This window comes from Dysgonomonas sp. Shenzhen-Wh21 (genome assembly GCF_043392705.1).
GTDB lineage: Bacteria > Bacteroidota > Bacteroidia > Bacteroidales > Dysgonomonadaceae > Dysgonomonas.
Genome location: NZ_JAIXHZ010000152.1, coordinates 1 through 4300, shown reverse-complemented (window position 1 = coordinate 4300; position 4300 = coordinate 1). Strand labels below are relative to the sequence as shown.

Below are 4300 nucleotides of genomic sequence, written 5' to 3'. Positions count from 1 at the left end.
GGTTGATAAAGAAACAAAAAGGAATGCTAACGTTAGCATTCCTTTTTGTTTCTTTATCAACCAATAATTCTGGAGTTAGCTCTTGGCTTTATTTAATTTGTCCAAAACTTTCTTTTCCACTTCATCAGCCAATTCGCTTAATTGTTCAGACTTGTAGGCTGCACGTTCCTTTAGATATTCCAGTTGGTTTTTTCCAACATCGATACCATCTTTTATTTTTTTCTTAGCCTGACCTGATAACTTATTTAAGTCATCACATACACAATCTAGCTTACCACTTTCTGCCAACTTATAAATAACGAGCGCAAGACCTATACCGGCAGCTGCTCCGATTAATAGTTTCTTCATAATGTTTCTATTTTTATTTAATATTAATGTGTAGTATACTCTTCATTTTAAACATAACGAAGACATACTTTGTTCAAATAATAGTAACTTAGGATATTTAGGACACTTATACCGCTTTATAGGACTTTTGACGATCATATATATTTATCAACTTTACCTAAAAGTTAATCTTATGAAAATAGCATTATTTCTTAAAAACGATAAGATTGACGAATCCGATATAGACACAATACCTATAATCGTTTTGCATACCGACAGTAATACAGTCGTAGAGATCGAAAAAGACATTATAGTGAAAAAGGACGTCAATTATTTGGCTCTTTGGTTATTAACCAATCGAATCAAAGAGGTGTATGTAATGGATATTGATCCGCTTATCCGTCAACTATTCGAGAGGCTGGGGGTAGTAGTTCGCAAATATGATGATATGAAAAAGAACCCCTTACTTAGGAAGTTTATATCATGATATTTCGATTTTATCGCGAAACCCTTTCCCGTTTTTATGTTTTATTTTTCTCTTCCCCCTAATGCATTAAGTCTCTCTGTATTGTACGGGAGTTAGTCCTGTATGTTTCTTGAAAAATCGCCCGAAGAAAGAAGGATTGGGGAAATTCAGCTCGTCTGATATCTGTAAAATTGTGTTTGTTGTTGTTTTTAGCAGATGTTTTGCTGATGCAATCAAGGCTTCATTTATCCACATAAAGGCTGTTCTGCCTGTTCTGCTTTTTACAATAGTTGATAAGTATTTTGGAGTGAGACACATTTCACTCGCATAGAACTGTAACGATCGTTCTTTTTTGTGATATTGCAATAATAAATTAAAAAAGCGTGAGATTAATTCATCCTGATGCGAAGATGTATTCATGCTATCACATTCGTGCGCACTTACATCTTTGATCCGATTGTAATATATATTACCTATCTCGGTTAGCATTGCATATAAGAGGCTTTTAGCCATTTCATTCCTAAATGGATGATCTCTGCGCTTGTATTGTTTAACAATAAAAGAGTGGAACTCCAGATATTTGTTGGCTTCCGTTTCTGATATTTTTATACAAGAGTTTTGCATAATACTTCTCGATATGTCGAAGTTCGATATATTGGGCATTTCTGTTAGAAAATCTATAGAGAAAATTAAAAACTCAAGCATCAGATCTTCACTACGTGTGATAAATTCTGTGACAAACTGAGGCATGATTGTAATAATCATGTTTTTCTCTATATCATATTCTTTGAAATTTATTTTTATACGAGCATTCCCTTTAATACAAATGGCAAAAGCTACGCCATCTAGTATAAACGGAAAATTGGAGGACAGAGGAGGAAATAATACTGCTTTATCGGATATAATAAAATTTTTGATTGCGAAAGGATCTATATGTTCTGAAATATCCTCTAGTTGGATTTTTGCCAATTTCATATTTTGAATTCTTTTTGTGTAAAAAGTCGATTAAGATGAATGCAAACATAGTCTATTTTCATTGAAATATAGAAAAAGCCAAAAAGAACTTTTGAACATATTATAAGAATTTTAGACTATTTCTGTTGTCAACAATTTTTCAAAGTTATGCCTAAAAAGAATTTTAGAACATCTTTAAGCCAAAATAGACCTTTTGTCGTTCTCTATTTTGTTAGACCTTTGTCTTCATCAATAAGAGAATATCTTAAAAGATTGAGTTAATTAAATAAAGGTAAATTAAAAACAAAAATTAAAAGTTATGAAAAAGTTATTTTTTACACTTGCAATTATGTTAGGTCTAACAGCAACAGTTTCAGCACAAGATGTTGGTCAGATATGGGTTGGAGGTAGCGTTGGTTTCAACAGTACTAAAATTGATGGTGGCGACAGAGTATCATCATACCGTATTCTTCCTGAAGTAGGTTATGCATTTACTAATAATATGGGAGTAGGTATCAGATTGGGTTATGCACACAATAAACCAGCATTAAACGGTTCTGTAAATTCCGATATTATTTTCAAAGACGCGTTTACAGTAAATCCTTTCCTACGTATGTCATTCCTAAAAGGAACTATGGGTAGCCTGTTTGTTGATGGTGGCGTAGCATATACTTATGGAAAAACAGATTATATGGTAGCTACAGGTCAGACTGCCGCTGAAAAGTATAAACTAAATGCTTGGGAAGTTGGTTTCCGTCCGGGTGTAGCAGTTAATGTTACAGATAAAATTACTTTAACAGGTAAATTCGGATTCTTAGGTTATCAACATGCAAAATATGCTGGAATCAAAGGTGATAATTTCGGATTCGATTTCGATCTTAGCCAAACAGAAATTGGTGTAAACCTTGTGTTCTAATAATTTAGACTTATTCTATAATAAGACAAAAGCCGTTCTTTAAAGGACGGCTTTTGTTTTATATTATATCTACTTAATGCGCGAATAGCTTATCTGTCTTGTTTAAGTCTGTCGGCCATAGCCTTTCCCAGAGAAACACAGTCTTCATAAGTATTTAGGTTCATAGCTTGCTTCATTTCTACCGGCGAGCCTATGACTTCAAATTTACTGTCGCTTGCAAATTGAGCCAAACGCTTAACTGCTGCTCCCGCCCAGGTAAATGATCCGAAATATCCGAAATAACGGTGCTTCATATCACGACCTTCAATTTTCGAGATTAGATATTCTACCTCAGGAAAGAGTTTGTTGTTATATGTAGGAGATCCGATGATCAATCCTTTGTATTTGAATATATCACGTATAATGTATGAATGTGAACGCTTCGATACATTATGTAATATAACCTCTTTTATCCCTTGTTGAGCCAGTTCGTAAGCTACTGTTTCAGCCATTTGCTCAGTGTTGCCATACATACTGCCATAAGCAATCACAACGCCTTCATCGCCTTCATAACGGCTTAGCTTGTCATATATGCTTATTACTTTTTTTATCTGTTCGTCAAGAGTCCATATCGGACCATGTGTAGAACAGATATATTTTATTTCGAGAGTATTAAGTTTTTCAAGTGCTTTCTGTACCGGAGAGCCAAACTTGCCTACAACGTTAGAATAATAACGCACCATCTCATCGTAGTAGCGCTCAGGATGTAGTTGTGCATCGGTAATACCACCATCAAGAGTTCCGAATGTACCAAAAGCATCGCCCGAGAATATGATCTTATGATAAGTGTCATATGTCATCATCGTTTCAGGCCAATGTACCATTGGTGTCAGATTGAAAATAAGCTTATGTTTGTTACCTAAAGACAGTTCTTCTCCGTCTTCTATAACTTTCACTCCATCTGAGATTCCATAAAATCCTTGTACCATTTCAGCCGTACGTTTGTTACCTACGATCTGTACATTCGGGAATCTGTTTCTAAGCAATCCCAGAGAACCTGAATGATCGGGCTCCATGTGATTGATGATTACATAGTCAAGAGACTTTCCATTTAAGGCTATTTCCAGCTTATGGAAAAAAATATCAGAATAACATACGTCTACTGTATCAAAAAGAGCTGTCTTCTCATCTACAAGAAGGTATGAATTATAAGATACGCCTTTAGGGAGTGGCCATAAGTTTTCAAAAAGATTCTTAGTGCGATCATTTACTCCGATATAGTAAAGGTCATCTTCTATTGGAATTGGTTTTAACATACGAAATTACTTCTACTTCTTTATTGTTTTGCTTTCTATTGTTGCTTTTTTTCTTGTTGCATTCCACACTAGCCATATACCCCATAGTACGAATGGGATACTTAGCAATTGTCCCATATTAATACCGAAAGTAGCTATCATATTAACCTCAAATGGCTCCTGTACATTTTTTATATATTCGATAAAAAATCTGGAAAGGAAGATCCCTATAAGAGAGACCCCTAGTATCAGGCCTTGTTTGTTTTTTGCATTTGTTTTATAGAATAGATATAGTCCTATACAAAAAATCGCGAAGTAAATGAGGGCTTCATATATTTGTGTAGGATGACATGGTAATTCGTT

At 34.5% G+C, this 4300-nt stretch carries 6 protein-coding genes; 2 read left to right on the top strand and 4 right to left on the bottom strand.

Translation table 11 applies throughout. From position 1 onward, the window contains the following. Window positions 1-75: 75 nt before the first annotated feature. On the bottom strand, window positions 76-348 hold the full coding sequence (locus LDB17_RS10240; RefSeq protein WP_006842849.1) for a hypothetical protein: 273 nt from the start codon (window positions 346-348) through the stop codon (window positions 76-78). 172 nt (window positions 349-520) lie between these two features. Here LDB17_RS10240 and LDB17_RS10235 point away from each other — a divergent pair, with 172 nt between their 5' ends. Beyond that, window positions 521-814: a hypothetical protein gene (locus LDB17_RS10235; RefSeq protein ID WP_252638113.1), complete on the top strand. Its 294-nt coding sequence runs from the start codon at window positions 521-523 to the stop codon at window positions 812-814. Window positions 815-880: 66 nt separating this feature from the next. Here the strand turns inward: LDB17_RS10235 and LDB17_RS10230 are convergent, their stop codons facing one another. Beyond that, window positions 881-1768, bottom strand: a complete 888-nt coding sequence (locus LDB17_RS10230; RefSeq protein WP_252638112.1) for an AraC family transcriptional regulator — start codon at window positions 1766-1768, stop codon at window positions 881-883. Window positions 1769-2066: 298 nt separating this feature from the next. Between LDB17_RS10230 and LDB17_RS10225 the strand changes: the two genes are divergently transcribed. After that, window positions 2067-2663: an outer membrane beta-barrel protein gene (locus tag LDB17_RS10225; protein ID WP_252638110.1), complete on the top strand. Its 597-nt coding sequence runs from the start codon at window positions 2067-2069 to the stop codon at window positions 2661-2663. A gap of 89 nt (window positions 2664-2752) precedes the next feature. On the opposite strand, the gene LDB17_RS10220 is transcribed toward LDB17_RS10225, so the two are convergent. Together LDB17_RS10220 and LDB17_RS10215 are read right to left on the bottom strand one after the other, a co-directional pair. After that, entirely contained in the window at window positions 2753-3958 is a 1206-nt protein-coding gene (locus LDB17_RS10220; RefSeq protein WP_252638109.1) for an FprA family A-type flavoprotein, read from the bottom strand. A 12-nt stretch (window positions 3959-3970) separates the two neighbouring features. Then, a partial coding sequence (locus LDB17_RS10215; protein WP_393925025.1) for a prolipoprotein diacylglyceryl transferase family protein occupies window positions 3971-4300 on the bottom strand: 330 nt, incomplete at its 5' end.